This is a genomic window from Chitinophaga rhizosphaerae (assembly GCF_003958645.1).
GTDB lineage: Bacteria > Bacteroidota > Bacteroidia > Chitinophagales > Chitinophagaceae > Chitinophaga > Chitinophaga rhizosphaerae.
Window position 1 is genome coordinate 137,251 of sequence record NZ_RXLO01000007.1, and the last position, 12,929, is coordinate 150,179.

At 56.1% G+C, this 12,929-nt stretch carries 13 protein-coding genes; all 13 read left to right on the forward strand.

From position 1 onward, the window contains the following. Positions 1–209 precede the first annotated feature (209 nt). The 13 genes from hisG (at position 210) to hisA (ending at position 12,928) form a co-directional block, all read left to right on the forward strand. Positions 210–1,064, forward strand: a complete 855-nt coding sequence (gene hisG, locus EJ361_RS17260) for an ATP phosphoribosyltransferase (RefSeq protein WP_205687034.1) — start codon at positions 210–212, stop codon at positions 1,062–1,064. An 11-nt stretch (positions 1,065–1,075) separates the two neighbouring features. Next, positions 1,076–2,377, forward strand: a complete 1,302-nt coding sequence (hisD, locus tag EJ361_RS17265; protein WP_126246886.1) for a histidinol dehydrogenase — start codon at positions 1,076–1,078, stop codon at positions 2,375–2,377. A gap of 7 nt (positions 2,378–2,384) precedes the next feature. Continuing rightward, on the forward strand, positions 2,385–3,434 hold the full coding sequence (gene hisC / locus EJ361_RS17270; RefSeq protein WP_126246887.1) for a histidinol-phosphate transaminase: 1,050 nt from the start codon (positions 2,385–2,387) through the stop codon (positions 3,432–3,434). Continuing rightward, positions 3,435–4,565 (forward strand): bifunctional histidinol-phosphatase/imidazoleglycerol-phosphate dehydratase HisB, encoded by a 1,131-nt coding sequence (gene hisB, locus EJ361_RS17275; protein WP_126246888.1) that lies wholly within the window; start codon positions 3,435–3,437, stop codon positions 4,563–4,565. It begins immediately after the preceding gene. A 212-nt stretch (positions 4,566–4,777) separates the two neighbouring features. After that, entirely contained in the window at positions 4,778–6,190 is a 1,413-nt protein-coding gene (locus EJ361_RS17280; protein ID WP_126246889.1) for an anthranilate synthase component I family protein, read from the forward strand. 1 nt (position 6,191) lies between these two features. Continuing rightward, on the forward strand, positions 6,192–6,761 hold the full coding sequence (locus EJ361_RS17285; RefSeq protein ID WP_126246890.1) for an anthranilate synthase component II: 570 nt from the start codon (positions 6,192–6,194) through the stop codon (positions 6,759–6,761). 42 nt (positions 6,762–6,803) lie between these two features. Beyond that, the gene (gene trpD / locus EJ361_RS17290) at positions 6,804–7,793 is read left to right on the forward strand and encodes an anthranilate phosphoribosyltransferase (protein WP_126246891.1); all 990 of its coding nucleotides are present in this window, start codon (positions 6,804–6,806) and stop codon (positions 7,791–7,793) included. Next, positions 7,790–8,581 (forward strand): indole-3-glycerol phosphate synthase TrpC, encoded by a 792-nt coding sequence (gene trpC, locus EJ361_RS17295; protein ID WP_126246892.1) that lies wholly within the window; start codon positions 7,790–7,792, stop codon positions 8,579–8,581. Before trpD ends, trpC begins: the two co-directional genes overlap by 4 nt. After that, entirely contained in the window at positions 8,578–9,198 is a 621-nt protein-coding gene (locus tag EJ361_RS17300) for a phosphoribosylanthranilate isomerase (protein WP_126246893.1), read from the forward strand. Before trpC ends, EJ361_RS17300 begins: the two co-directional genes overlap by 4 nt. An 8-nt stretch (positions 9,199–9,206) precedes the next feature. Then, complete coding sequence (gene trpB / locus EJ361_RS17305) at positions 9,207–10,412, forward strand: tryptophan synthase subunit beta (RefSeq protein WP_126246894.1); 1,206 nt, start codon at positions 9,207–9,209, stop codon at positions 10,410–10,412. A gap of 7 nt (positions 10,413–10,419) precedes the next feature. Beyond that, complete coding sequence (gene trpA / locus EJ361_RS17310; RefSeq protein ID WP_126246895.1) at positions 10,420–11,190, forward strand: tryptophan synthase subunit alpha; 771 nt, start codon at positions 10,420–10,422, stop codon at positions 11,188–11,190. A gap of 2 nt (positions 11,191–11,192) precedes the next feature. Continuing rightward, the gene (gene hisH / locus EJ361_RS17315) at positions 11,193–11,786 is read left to right on the forward strand and encodes an imidazole glycerol phosphate synthase subunit HisH (protein ID WP_126246896.1); all 594 of its coding nucleotides are present in this window, start codon (positions 11,193–11,195) and stop codon (positions 11,784–11,786) included. Beyond that, on the forward strand, positions 11,783–12,928 hold the full coding sequence (hisA, locus tag EJ361_RS17320; RefSeq protein ID WP_240646657.1) for a 1-(5-phosphoribosyl)-5-[(5-phosphoribosylamino)methylideneamino]imidazole-4-carboxamide isomerase: 1,146 nt from the start codon (positions 11,783–11,785) through the stop codon (positions 12,926–12,928). The genes hisH and hisA overlap by 4 nt, the downstream gene beginning before the upstream one ends. The last annotated feature ends 1 nt before the right edge of the window (position 12,929 follow it).

The window sequence follows — 12,929 nt, forward strand, 5'->3', positions numbered from 1 at the left end:
AAAAATGGCGGAATGGTTTGAAATCTGGAATTACTTCCTACCTTTGCACTCGACTTAGAAACACTCATGAACATTAACGTACATACGCATCATCATCATACTTGCCATACCGGTAAGCAGGGGATGCTGTAATTGTACGCAAACAGATATTCACCATGAAAGGCTTACCGGTTCCCGGTAAGCCTTTTTTGTTTCAAACAGGAATCATCATGAAACTGCGAATTGCCATTCAGAAATCAGGACGCCTCCACGAAGACTCTATCAAACTGCTGAAAGAATGCGGGATAGACATCAATAACGGCGTGAACAAACTCAAGACAGAGGCTACGAATTTCCCGCTGGAAGTGTTCTTCCTGCGCGACGACGATATTCCGCAGTACGTGGAAGACGGCGTGGCCGACCTGGGGATCGTGGGAGAGAATGTGGTGCTGGAAAAGGGTTATCCCCTCGAAACCGTAGAGAAACTCGGTTTCGGGAAGTGCCGGCTGGCGATGGCCGTGCCCAAATCGATGGAATATGCGACCGTGCAGGATCTGCATGGCAAGCGCATCGCCACCAGCTACCCCGTGATCGTGAATGATTTTCTGAAAAAAGCGGGCATCCAGGCCGAGATCCACGAGATCAGCGGCTCCGTGGAAATCGCCCCGGGCATCGGGCTGGCCGAAGCCATCTGCGACCTCGTGAGCAGCGGCTCCACCCTGTTCATGAACGGCCTCAAGGAAGTGGAAACCGTGCTCCGCTCGGAAGCTGTGCTGGTTGCCAACAGCAAGCTCACCGCCGAGCAGAAAATGCTGCTCGCCAAGCTGGTATTCCGCATCCAGGCGGTAAAGAAGGCCAAGAATACCAAATATGTACTGTTGAACGCGCCTAACGACAAGCTGCCCGAGATCATCGGCCTGCTCCCGGGCATGAAGAGCCCCACCGTGCTGCCGCTCGCCGAAGCCGGATGGAGCAGCGTTCACTCCGTACTGAACGAAAACGATTTCTGGGATATCATCGAAAGCCTCAAAGCCGCCGGCGCACAGGGCATCCTCGTTGTTCCCATCGAGAAAATGGTCATCTAAAAACGCCTGTCATGCAAATCATCCGCTACCCGGAAAAAAATACCTGGAACACGCTCCTGCAAAGGCCCGTGTTCGACAACTCCCGGCTGGAAGCCACCGTTTCCGCCGTGCTGGCAGACGTAAAGAAGTATGGCGACGAAGCCCTTCGCCGGTACACCCTTCAATTCGATAAAGTGCCCCTCACCGGCATCGCCGTGCCGGCAGAAGCGTTCGAGACCGCCGACAAACTTCTTGGCGACGACCTGAAAAACGCCATCCGCACCGCCGCCGCCAACATCGAAGCATTCCACCGCGCGCAGATCGAAGACGTAACCGTCATCGAAACCATGCCCGGCGTACAATGCTGGCGCAAACCGGTCGGCATCGAGAAGGTAGGGCTGTATATTCCCGGCGGCACCGCACCGTTGTTTTCCACCATCCTCATGCTCGCCATTCCGGCGCGGCTGGCGGGTTGCAGCGAAATCGTGCTTTGCACGCCTCCTGGAAAAGACGGCGTTATTCACCCCGCAGTGCTCTGGGCCGCAAGGTTTACGGGCATCAAACAGGTATTTTCCGTAGGCGGCGTACAAGCCATCGGCGCCATGGCGTACGGCACGGAAACCGTTCCGAAAGTCTACAAAATCTTCGGGCCGGGCAACCAGTACGTGACCTGCGCCAAACAGCTCGTCAACGCCGCAGGCACGGCCATCGATATGCCGGCCGGTCCGTCGGAAGTGGCGGTTTTTGCCGACGATACCTGCGTGCCGGCCTTTGTGGCGGCGGATCTGCTGTCGCAGGCAGAACACGGGGCAGACAGCCAGGTGCTGTTGGTGACCACATCCGAAGCGGTGATCACCGCCGTGGAAGCGGAAGTGAAATCGCAGCTGGAAAAGCTCCCGCGCCGCGATCTCGCCGCGAAAGCGCTGGAAAACAGCAAGCTGGTGCTGGTGAGAGACCGCGACGAAGCCATGGACATGCTGAACGATTATGCGCCCGAGCACCTGATCATGGCCTGTGAAAACGACGAAGCCTTCGCCACGAGGGTCGTGAACGCCGGCTCCGTGTTCCTGGGCAACTATTCCCCCGAATCCGCGGGCGATTATGCCTCGGGCACCAATCACACCCTGCCCACCAACGGCTATGCCACGGCGTACAGCGGCGTAAGCGTAGACAGCTTCGTGAAAAAGATCACCTTCCAGCGGCTAACCGCAGCAGGTTTACAAACCATCGCCCCGGCCATCGAAGCCATGGCCGAAGCGGAAGGGCTCGATGCGCACAAACAGGCCGTTTCCATCCGGGTGCGGTATATTCAAAACGATTCATCTCTCAAGTAATACGACCATGTTCGACCTGAATTCACTTTTAAGAGACAATATCAAACGGCTCACACCGTACTCCTCCGCCCGCGACGAGTTCAAAGGCGAAGCTTCCGTGTATCTCGACGCCAACGAGAACAGTTTCGGGTCCCCGCTTGCCACCAATTACCACCGCTATCCCGATCCGCTGCAATGGAAAGTGAAATACCGCCTCGCCGATATCAAAGGCGTGCCGCCGCAGAATATTTTCCTCGGCAACGGCTCCGACGAAGCGATCGATATCCTGTACCGCGCGTTCTGCCGGCCGGGTGTAGACAACGTGGTGCTGTGCCCGCCCACGTACGGCATGTACGAAGTGTCTGCCAACATCAACGATATCGAAATCCGCAAAGCCTCGCTCACGGAAGATTTTCAGCTGGACCTGCAGGCGATCGAATCGGCTATCGACGAAAATACCAGGCTCATTTTCATCTGTTCGCCCAACAACCCCACGGCCAATGCGATCGATAAGGAAGCGATCGAAATGATCCTGAATAATTTCGAAGGGATCGTGGTGGTGGATGAGGCGTACATCAACTTCAGCCGGCACAAATCCTTCATCCAGGAACTGACCGAATATCCGAACCTGGTGGTGCTGCAAACGCTGTCGAAGGCCTGGGGCCTGGCTGCGCTGCGCATGGGGATGGCGTTTGCCAGCGAGGATATCATCAGTATCTTCAACAAAATCAAACCGCCGTATAACATTAACCAGGCATCGCAGGAGCTGGCGCTGGAGGCGCTCGGCAACGTGGAGCAGGTAAATGCATGGATTAAGGAAACGGTGGAAGAAAGGGAAAAGCTGACGGGCGAACTGGCGAAATTATCTATCGTTGAGAAAGTTTACCCCAGCGATGCGAATTTCCTGCTCGTGAAAACGATCGACGCCAAGGGGATTTACAGCATCCTCACCAACCAGGGCATCATCGTCCGCGACCGTTCCAAAGTAGAACTGTGCGCCGGATGCCTCCGCATCACCATCGGCACGCCCGAAGAAAACGTAACCTTATTGCAGGCCCTTCAAAATATCGCCAGTTAAATGAAACGCGTACTTTTTATCGACCGCGACGGCACCATGATCCTGGAGCAGCCGCCCACCTACCAGATCGACAGCCTGGAGAAAGTGGTGTTCTACCCGAAAGTGTTCAAATATTTGGGCAAGATCGCCGCCGAGCTGGATTATGAGCTGGTGCTCGTGTCTAACCAGGACGGGATGGGGACGGTGAGTTTCCCGGAGGAAACCTTCCATCCCGCGCACAACCATATCATGCAAACCTTCGCCGGCGAAGGCATCGTGTTTGTGCGGGAACATATCGATAGGAGCTTTCCGGCCGATAACCTCCCCACCCGCAAGCCGGGCATCGGGATGCTGCAGCAGTATTTCAACGGGGAATACGACCTCACCAACTCGTTTGTGATCGGCGACCGCATTACCGACGTGAAACTGGCGCAGAACCTCGGTGCGAAGGCTATCTGGCTGAAGCAGGACGCCAGCCTCGGCGCCGCGGAAGTGGACGGGGCCGACCTGAAAGACGTGATAGCCCTCGAAACCACCGACTGGGCGAAGATTTACGAATTCCTGAAGATCGGGCTGCGGACGGTGAGCCATGTGCGCGCCACCAAGGAAACCGACATCCGCATCGAGCTGAACCTCGACGGCACCGGGAAGGCCGATATCCTGACGGGGCTTGGCTTTTTCGACCATATGCTCGACCAGATCGCGCGGCACGGCAGTATCGACATGAAGGTGCACGCGAAAGGGGATCTGCATATCGACGAGCACCATACCATCGAAGATACCGGCATCGCGCTGGGAGAGGCTTTCGCCATGGCGTTGGCCGACAAGAAAGGCATGGAAAGATATGGTTTCTGCCTGCCGATGGACGATTGCCTGGCCCAGGCCGCCATCGACTTCGGGGGCCGCAACTGGCTCGTGTGGGATGCTGAATTCAAGCGGGAGAAGATAGGGGAGATGCCCACGGAGATGTTCTTCCACTTCTTCAAATCCTTTACAGACGGAGCGCGCGCCAACCTGAACATCAAGGCGGAAGGGGAAAACGAGCACCACAAGATCGAGGCGATCTTCAAGGCGTTCGCCAAGGCCATCAAGATGGCGGTAAAGCGGAACCCGGATAATATGCAGTTGCCCAGCACAAAAGGCGTCCTTTAAAAATGGCCAAAATAAAATTTGCATTTTTCGGGAAAACGTTCCATCTTTGCTTTCATCATGAAAATGAACAACGCATACAAACTTTGGTGGCACGCAATGGATATCTCCGCTGTGTAGCAGTGCCATGTTTGTATTTCAAATACTTTAAAGAAGGCTCGCTGTACACAGCGGGCCTTCTTCGTTTTTGGCCGCATCCGAATAAATAAACTCGAATGAAAAAAATCCAGGTAAAAACACAATCCAGGCAAATGCTGGCAGACGTATTCACCCCCGTCGGCATTTACCTCCGCATCCGCGACAAGTTCCCCGGCTCCATCCTCCTTGAGAGCACCGATTCCAACGCCGGAGACAACAGCTATTCCTTTATCGGCATCAAGCCCATTGCGGGTATTGAAGTAACGTCTACCGACGTGTTCGAGTTCAAATACCCCGGCCAGCCCGTAGAGCGGAAGAAGCTCAGCGGCCGCAGCGAAGTGCTGCGCGAAATGGATGCGTTCCTGAAAAGCTTCGAGTTCCCGGAAGATGCCAACGGGGTAGCCTTCGGAAAAGGGCTGTACGGCTACAGTACATACGATTCCGTCCAGTTTTTCGAGAAGATCGCCTTCAAAAAACGCCCCGCCGCCGGCAACACCATTCCCCTCATGCGGTACCGCTTCTACCAGTATGTGATCGCCATCAACCATTTCAAAGACGAAATGACGCTGATCGAAAACCTGGTAGACGGTCAGGATTCCGAGATCGATTTCGTGGAATCCATCATCCGCAATAAAGATGTGCCCGCCTATTCTTTTGCGCCCAAGGGCGAGGAAACGTCGAACCAGACAGACGAGCAGTATATGGAAATGGTCGAAAAAGGCCGCCAGCACTGCTTCCGCGGAGACGTTTTCCAGATCGTGCTGTCGCGCGGGTTCCAGCGGAGCTTTACCGGAGACGAGTTCAACGTGTACCGTGCGCTCCGTTCCATCAATCCTTCCCCCTACCTCTTTTACTTCGATTACGGCGATTATAAACTGATGGGCTCCTCTCCCGAGGCGCAGCTCATCATCAAAGACCGCAAAGCGGTGATCCACCCCATCGCCGGCACTTTCCGCCGCACGGGCAACGACGAGCAAGACGCCAAGCTGGCTGCCGAGCTGCTCGAAGACCCCAAGGAAAACGCCGAGCACGTGATGCTGGTAGACCTGGCCCGCAACGACCTGAGCCGCCACGCCACAGATGTGGAAGTGGAAACCTACCGGCAGATCAAATATTACTCCCACGTCATCCACCTCGTGAGCGAAGTGACGGGCCAGTTGCCCGAAGATGCCGTGCCCTTCGATATCCTGGCCGCCACGTTCCCGGCAGGCACATTGTCTGGCGCGCCCAAATACAAGGCCATGGAACTGATCGACAGTTACGAGCCCACGGCGCGGGGCTTCTACGGCGGCTGCGTAGGGTTCGTAGGTTTCAACGGCGATTTCAACCACGCCATCATGATCCGCTCCATGCTCAGCCGGAATAACACCCTCTACTACCAGGCAGGCGCCGGCGTAGTGGCGAAATCCGTCGCCAGCTCCGAACTGCAGGAAGTGAACAACAAACTCAACGCATTAAAACAGGCCATCATCAAGGCGCAAAATATTTGACATGAACATCCTGGTTTTCGATAATTACGATTCTTTCACCTACAACCTCGTCCACCTCGTCGAAAAGATCATCGGCGGCAAAGTGACCGTTGTCCGCAACGACGAGATCGCGCTGGAAAAGGTGAACGACTTCGACCGTATTATTTTGTCGCCCGGCCCGGGAATCCCCGAAGAAGCGGGATTGCTGCTGCCGCTCATCCGCCAGTACGCGCCCACCAAATCCATCTTCGGTGTTTGTCTTGGCCAGCAGGCCATCGGCGAGGCTTTCGGCGCAAAGCTCACCAATCTGACGGAAGTTTATCATGGCGTGGCTACGCCGGTGACGGTGACTTCGCGCAGCGGGCGCCTCTTTCAAAACCTGCCCGACGAGCTGGAAGTAGGCCGTTATCATTCCTGGGTGGTGGATGAAAAAACGTTGCCGGCCGAACTGGAGGTCACCGCCCGCGACGAACATGGGTACATCATGGCATTGCAACATAAAAAGTTCGACGTCAGCGGTGTGCAATTCCACCCCGAAAGCGTGCTCACGCCGCAAGGGGAGCAGATTTTGCGGAACTGGCTGGGGCTTTGATCCACACCCGGCCGCATTGCTCAACGATTAAAAATCATCCCGATGAAAAAAATACTCAACTACTTATTCGAACATAAAACCTTCACCCGCGAAGGCGCCCGCGAGATTCTCACCAGCATCGGCAAGGGCGTGTACAACGAAAGCGAACTGGCGGCCTTCATGACCGTGTTCCTCATGCGCAGCATCACCATCGATGAGCTGCTCGGTTTCCGCGACGCATTGCTCGAGATGTGCGTGCCCGTTCAGCTGGAGCACGACGTGCTCGACATCGTGGGCACCGGCGGCGATGGTAAAAATACCTTCAACATTTCCACCCTCAGCTGCTTCATCGTAGCCGGCGCGGGCGGGAAAGTGGCCAAGCACGGCAACTATGGCGTGTCTTCCATCAGCGGGGCCTCCAACGTAATGGAGAATCTCGGGTACAAATTCAAGAGCGACGCTTCGAAGCTGAAACAGGAGGTAGACGAAGCGGGGATTTGCTTCCTGCATGCGCCGCTGTTCCACCCGGCCCTGAAAAACGTGGCAGGCGTGAGAAGGCAGCTTGGCGTGCGGACCTTCTTCAACATGCTCGGGCCGCTGGTGAACCCCGCGTTCGCGCAGCACCAGCTGATCGGCGTGTATAGCCTGGAAATGGCGCGGGTATACAACTACCTGTTCCAGCAAACCGACAAGAAATTCGCCATCCTCCACAGTATGGACGGTTACGACGAAATATCGTTGACGGGCGATACCCGGATCATCACCAACAACGGCGAACAGGACTGGACGCCGGAGGCGCTGGGCAAGCGGAAAGTGAGCGCGGCCGATATTTACGGCGGCAATTCCACCGAAGAAGCGGCGAAGCTGTTCGTGAAGATACTGAAAGGCGAAGGCAGCTGGGCGCAACATTCCGTGGTGATGGCCAACGCCGCCATGGGCCTGTTCTGCCTCGAAAAGTACCCGACGTACGACGAATGTTTCCTGGCGGCGGTGGAGTCGCTGGAATCGGGTGCAGCTTACAAATCATTCCAAAAACTCGTTTCCCTCCAATGAAAAATATCCTCGACAAGATCATTGCGCACAAGCACGGAGAAGTAGCGGAACGCGAGAAGGGCAGGAGCGTGCAGGAACTGGAACGATCGCCGATGTTCGGGCGGGAGGCGCTTTCCCTGAAAAGTTTCCTCACGCAGCCCGGCCGCAACGGGATCATCGCCGAGTTCAAGCGGAAATCGCCTTCGAAGGGCGTGATCAATGCCGGCGCTACCGTGGCGGACGTGACCACGGCGTATGCAAGAAACGGCGCGTCCGGACTGAGCGTGCTTACCGATACCGAGTTTTTCGGCGGTTCGATGGACGATCTGCAGCAGGCGCGCGCCGCCAACAATATCCCCATCCTGCGGAAAGATTTCGTGATCGGTGAATACCAGATCGTGGAAGCAAAGGCAATTGGGGCGGATGTGATCCTGCTCATCGCCGAATGCCTCACGAAAGATGAAGTGAAGCACCTCGCGGCATTCGCCCACAACCTGGGCCTGGAAGTATTGCTGGAAGTACATACCGCAGACCAACTGGAAAAGATCACACCGCATACCCACCTCGTGGGCATCAACAACCGCGACCTGAAAACCTTCCAGGTGGATATTTACCGCTCGATGGAGCTCCTCAAACAGATACCCGGGAGCTATCCGAAAGTGGCCGAAAGCGGGATGGACGATCCGAAAACCATTGTAGAACTGCGCAACGCGGGCTTCAGCGGGTTCCTCATCGGGGAGCATTTCATGAAAGCGGAAAACCCCGCGCAGGCGTTCGAAAACTTCACCCGTCAACTCGCGGCGCTATGAAAGTAAAAGTATGCGGCATCACCCGGGCGGAAGACCTCGCGGCGCTGGCCGAAATCGGAGCGGATTACGCGGGTTTGATCTTCTATCCCAAATCACCCCGCTTCGCCGGCGACAAACTTTCCGGCAAAACGGTGCGGGAAACGGGGAACGGGAAGCTGGAGAAAGTGGGCGTGTTCGTTCAACCCGATCTGCCCACGCTGCAACGGACGATCGCGGATTATGGGCTGGATATGGTACAGTTGTACGGGGATTTTCCGGTTGAATTCATCGGGGAAGTGAAAAAGTCCGTCAAAGTGATGAAAGCCGTTCCCATTCCTGAAAACGCGATGGAATTGCCGGTTGCCGGAACCGAAGCGTTCGATTTCCTGTTGTTCGACACCGCGGGGAAAGGGCATGGCGGCACGGGAAAACAATTCGACTGGAGCCTTTTCGAAGGGTACGCATCAGAGCAGCCGTACTTCCTGGCCGGAGGGATCGGGCCGGGCGATGCGGAAACACTGCTCCGATGGCGGGAGCCGCACTTGTTTGCTGCGGATGTGAACAGTAAATTTGAAACCGCTCCCGGAGTGAAAGATATGCGCCTCGTGGAGGCATTCATCAAACAGATCAAAAAATAATCAGCATCATGGATATCGCCATCAATACGTCGCAATCCAGGTATCACGTCAACGAAAAAGGCTACTATGGCGAATTCGGGGGCGCATATATTCCTGAAATGCTCTATCCCAACGTGGAGGAGCTGCGGGAAAACTATCTGAAGATCATGCGCGAGCCAGCCTTTCAGCAGGAATTCGAACAACTGCTGAGAGATTATGTAGGCCGGCCTTCGCCGCTATATTTCGCCAGCCGGCTTTCCGAAAAATACAATACGAAGATTTACCTGAAACGGGAAGACCTCAACCACACGGGCGCCCATAAGGTCAACAATACCATCGGCCAGATATTACTGGCCAGGCGCCTCGGCAAAAAGCGCATCATCGCCGAAACAGGCGCCGGTCAGCACGGCGTGGCCACCGCCACCGTGTGCGCCCTCATGGGCCTGGAGTGCATCGTGTACATGGGCAGTGTGGACATCCAGCGCCAGGCCCCCAACGTGGCCCGCATGAAAATGCTCGGCGCCACGGTAGTGCCCGCCACCAGCGGCTCCAAAACCCTCAAAGACGCTACGAACGAAGCCATCCGCGACTGGATCAACAATCCGGTAGACACCCATTATATCATCGGTTCGGTAGTAGGGCCGCACCCGTACCCGGATATGGTAGCGCGCTTCCAGTCGGTCATCAGCGAAGAGATCAAAAAGCAGCTCCTCGAAAAAACCGGCAAAGCGCTCCCCGATTACGTGATCGCCTGCGTGGGCGGAGGTTCCAACGCGGCAGGGGCTTTCTTCCACTTCACCGACGATGAAAGCGTGCAACTGGTAGCCGTGGAAGCGGCCGGGAAAGGCGTGAACAGCGGATTTTCCGCCGCTACTTCCCAACTGGGCAAGCCCGGTGTTATCCACGCCAGCAAAACATTGCTCATGCAGACAGACGATGGCCAGATCGTGGAACCGCATTCCATCTCCGCCGGGCTCGACTACCCGGGCGTTGGCCCCCTGCATGCGCACCTGTACACCTCCGGCCGGGGGAAATTCCTCAACGCCACCGACGACGAAGCCCTGGCAGCCGCCTATGAGCTGAGTCTCCTCGAAGGCATCATCCCCGCCCTCGAATCAGCCCACGCCCTCGCCAAGCTGAAAGATCTGGACCTTCAGCCGGACGATGTAACCGTGGTATGCCTCAGCGGCCGCGGCGACAAAGACCTCGAAACCTATATCAAACACCTGAAATAACGGCAACATGAACCGCATCGACCAGCTCTTCCAGCAAAAGCCCAAAGAAGTGCTCAACATATATTTCACCGCCGGTTTCCCGCAGATCGGCGATACGCTCACCGTGCTGCAGGCGCTGCAGGATGGCGGGGCAGACATGGCGGAGATCGGCATGCCCTTCTCCGACCCCCTGGCAGACGGGCCCGTTATCCAGGATAGCAGCACCCGCGCCATCGCGAACGGGATGAAAATCGCCGTGCTGTTCGATCAGCTCAACGGTTTCCGCGACAAAATCCGGATACCCGTGGTGCTCATGGGATACATCAATCCCGTGTTGCAGTACGGCGTGGAAAATTTCCTGCGCAGTTGCCAGGAAGTGGGCGTGGACGGGCTTATCCTTCCCGATCTGCCCATGGACGAATACGAAACCGAATACAAACCGCTCTTCGAAAAATACGGTCAACACCTCATTTTCCTCGTCACCCCCGAAACCAGTGAATCCCGCATCCGCAAGATCGACTCCCTGAGCCGGGGGTTCGTGTACGCCGTGTCGTCTTCCTCCACCACCGGGAAAGACAAAGACATGCGACTGCAGGAATCGTACTTCCGGAAATTACAGGCGATGAAACTGCAAAACCCCGTGCTGGTGGGCTTCGGCATCCGCGACAAAGCCACTTTCCAAACGGCTTGCCAATTCAGCAACGGCGCCATTATCGGCAGCGCATTCGTAAAAGCCATCGAAAACAGTGCTAACTTGCAGGAAACCGTTCAGACGTTCGTCCGCAACATCAAACAATAGCCATGAAAACTGCCATCCTGAAATATAACGCCGGCAATACGCAGTCCGTCCTCTTCGCCCTCGAAAGGCTGGGCGCGGAAGCCGTGGTGACAGACGATCCGGAAACGCTCCGTTCGGCCGATAAAGTGATCTTCCCCGGCGTGGGCGAAGCCAGCACCGCCATGAAATACCTGCGCGACCGGAAGCTGGACCAGGTGCTCAAAGACCTGCAGCAGCCCGTGCTGGGCATTTGCCTGGGCATGCAGCTGCTGTGCCGCCATTCAGAAGAAAACGATACGGATTGCATCGGGGTGTTCGACCTTAATGTGAAGAAATTCGAATCGCCGGCGGGCAACCTCCTGAAAATCCCCCAGATCGGCTGGAACAATATCACCGGCCTGCACTCCGTGATTTTCGAACATGTGCCGCAGAATGCTTATATGTATTTCGTGCACAGTTACTTCGTGGAACTGGGGCCGGATACGACCGCCATCGCCAATTACGTGATCAATTACAGCGCCGCGTTGCAGAAAGATAATTTCTACGCCGTGCAGTTTCACCCGGAAAAGTCTGCCGACGCAGGCCAAAGCCTCATCGAAAGCTTCCTGAAACTGTGAGCGTAACGATAAGGAATATCACCACGCAAGACACGCTGCAGTTGCGGCGCGATGTGATGTACCCGGATTGGCCGCTGGACCGGGTGACGCTTCCGCACGACGCGGACGGCCTGCATTTCGGCTTGTACGATGGCGCCCGGCAGGTAACCGTCGTTTCCCTTTTCATCGACGGCCGCAGCGCGCAGTTCCGCAAGCTCGCCACCGCCAGTGACCAGCAAGGGAAAGGATTCGGAAAGATCATGATGGCGCATCTCGAAAAAGTGTGCCGCGATCATGGCGTTTCCCGCCTCTGGTGCAACGCCCGCGCATCCGCCACCGGGTTTTACGAAGCATTGGGGTACCAAATCACCAGTGGACTGTTTTACAAAGACAATATCGCATTCTATAAAATGGAAATAGAACTGAAAACCGCATCCGTAGACACTTTTACCATCATTCCCGCTATCGATATCATCGACGGGAAATGCGTAAGGCTGACACAGGGCGATTACGATCAAAAGAAAATCTACAACGAAAATCCGCTCGAAGTAGCGAAGGAATTCGAGGACGCGGGCGTGAAGCGCCTGCACCTGGTGGATCTCGATGGGGCCAAAAAAGGCCAGGTCGTGAATTGGAAAGTATTGGAAGCCGTTGCCGGGAAAACGGGGCTGGTCGTGGATTTCGGAGGTGGCATCAAGCGTGACGAAGATATCCGCGTGGTGTTCGAAGCCGGCGCGAAACTGGCGACCATCGGCAGCGTGGCCGTGAAGCAGCCTGAACTGTTTTTCGGTTGGGTGGAACAATACGGTGCGGAGCAAATTTTTCTCGGGGCCGATGTGAAGGATGAGAAGATCGCTGTGGGCGGATGGCTGGAAACCACCGGCGTCAGCGTATTCGACTTCCTCCGCGGCAACATGGAAAAAGGCGTGAAGGAAATTTTCTGTACCGATATCGCGAAAGACGGGCTGCTGCAAGGCCCCAGTACCGAACTGTACAAAAAGATCATCGCCGGGCTGCCGGGCATCCGCCTCACGGCCAGCGGCGGTGTGAGCCATATGGGCGACGTGGAAGCGCTCCGCGCCGCGGGGCTCGCCGGCGTCATCATCGGCAAGGCCATTTACGAAGGCCGCATTCAAATGTCTGAACTGAAGAAACTGCTGTAGC

What these genes read in the sequence shown, in the direction of transcription:
- hisG (WP_205687034.1), top strand. Translation starts at nt 210, where the DNA reads ATGAAACTGCGAATTGCCATTCAGAAATCAGGACGCCTCCACGAAGAC.
- hisD (WP_126246886.1), top strand. Translation starts at nt 1,076, where the DNA reads ATGCAAATCATCCGCTACCCGGAAAAAAATACCTGGAACACGCTCCTG.
- hisC (WP_126246887.1), top strand. Translation starts at nt 2,385, where the DNA reads ATGTTCGACCTGAATTCACTTTTAAGAGACAATATCAAACGGCTCACA.
- hisB (WP_126246888.1), top strand. Translation starts at nt 3,435, where the DNA reads ATGAAACGCGTACTTTTTATCGACCGCGACGGCACCATGATCCTGGAG.
- EJ361_RS17280 (WP_126246889.1), top strand. Translation starts at nt 4,778, where the DNA reads ATGAAAAAAATCCAGGTAAAAACACAATCCAGGCAAATGCTGGCAGAC.
- EJ361_RS17285 (WP_126246890.1), top strand. Translation starts at nt 6,192, where the DNA reads ATGAACATCCTGGTTTTCGATAATTACGATTCTTTCACCTACAACCTC.
- trpD (WP_126246891.1), top strand. Translation starts at nt 6,804, where the DNA reads ATGAAAAAAATACTCAACTACTTATTCGAACATAAAACCTTCACCCGC.
- trpC (WP_126246892.1), top strand. Translation starts at nt 7,790, where the DNA reads ATGAAAAATATCCTCGACAAGATCATTGCGCACAAGCACGGAGAAGTA.
- EJ361_RS17300 (WP_126246893.1), top strand. Translation starts at nt 8,578, where the DNA reads ATGAAAGTAAAAGTATGCGGCATCACCCGGGCGGAAGACCTCGCGGCG.
- trpB (WP_126246894.1), top strand. Translation starts at nt 9,207, where the DNA reads ATGGATATCGCCATCAATACGTCGCAATCCAGGTATCACGTCAACGAA.
- trpA (WP_126246895.1), top strand. Translation starts at nt 10,420, where the DNA reads ATGAACCGCATCGACCAGCTCTTCCAGCAAAAGCCCAAAGAAGTGCTC.
- hisH (WP_126246896.1), top strand. Translation starts at nt 11,193, where the DNA reads ATGAAAACTGCCATCCTGAAATATAACGCCGGCAATACGCAGTCCGTC.